A 1,177-nucleotide genomic window follows, 5' to 3' on the forward strand; every position below is an offset into this window, starting at 1 on the left:
CGCGTCGGATGGTGTTGAGGCGGGTGATGAGGGGGGCGATGGTGGTGCCCTCGCGGGCGGCGCGGGTCCAGTCGCGGGGTTTGAGCTGGTATTTCTCGCTGTCGAGGTATTCCTCGCTGCCGTCGCGCAGGGGGGTGTTCTCGCACAGTTCGTAGCCGCTGTAGATGCCCCAGGTGGGGGAGAGGGTGGCGGCGAGGACGGCGCGGGTCTCGAAGGCGGGGCGGCCGCCGTGCTGGAGGTGGGCGTGGAGGATGTCGGGGGTGTTGGTGAACAGGTTGGGCCGCATGTAGGAGGCTGCCTCGCCGGACAGTTCGGTGAGGTAGTCGGTGAGTTCCTGTTTGGTGTTGCGCCAGGTGAAGTAGGTGTAGGACTGCTGGAAGCCGATCTGGGCGAGGGTGTGCATCATGGCGGGGCGGGTGAATGCCTCGGCGAGGAAGATGACGTCGGGGTCGGTGCGGTTGACGTCGGCGATGACGCGTTCCCAGAAGGCGACGGGTTTGGTGTGGGGGTTGTCGACGCGGAAGATGCGGACTCCGTGGTCCATCCAGTGGCGCAGGATGCGGACGGTTTCGGCGTGGAGGCCGTCGGGGTCGGTGTCGAAGGCGACGGGGTAGATGTCCTGGTACTTCTTGGGCGGGTTCTCGGCGTGGGCGATGGTGCCGTCGGGGCGGTGGTGGAACCAGTCGGGGTGTTTGTGGACCCAGGGGTGGTCGGGGGAGCACTGGAGGGCGAAGTCGAGGGCGATCTCCAGGCCGTGGCGGGTGGCTTCGGTGACGAAGTGGTCGAAGTCGTCGAGGGTGCCGAGGGCGGGGTGGATGCTGTCGTGGCCGCCTTCGGGGGAGCCGATGGCCCAGGGGACGCCGACGTCGTCGGGGGTGGCGGTGAGGGTGTTGTTGCGGCCTTTGCGGTGGGTGGTGCCGATGGGGTGGATCGGGGGGAGGTAGACGACGTCGAAGCCCATGGCGGCGATCGCGGGGAGGCGGCGGGCGGCGGTGCGGAAGGTGCCGTGCGGGGTGTCGGGGGTGCCTTCGGAGCGGGGGAAGAACTCGTACCAGGCGCCGTACAGGGCGCGTTCCCGCTCGACGAGCAGGGGCAGCGGCTCGGAGGAGGTGACCAGGTCCCGCAGGGGGTGGCGGGCCAGGACCGCGTCCACCTCGGGCGTCAACGCCGCCGCCAG

1 pseudogene is annotated in these 1,177 nt (G+C 69.5%); it reads right to left on the minus strand.

The features are described from left to right. Positions 1 to 1,177 (minus strand): annotated as a pseudogene (locus IE258_RS40630) (alpha-1,4-glucan--maltose-1-phosphate maltosyltransferase); the annotation flags it as partial.

Origin of the sequence: Streptomyces tendae (genome assembly GCF_014650435.1) — a bacterium.
In the GTDB taxonomy this organism is placed as follows: Bacteria; Actinomycetota; Actinomycetes; order Streptomycetales; family Streptomycetaceae; genus Streptomyces; species Streptomyces tendae.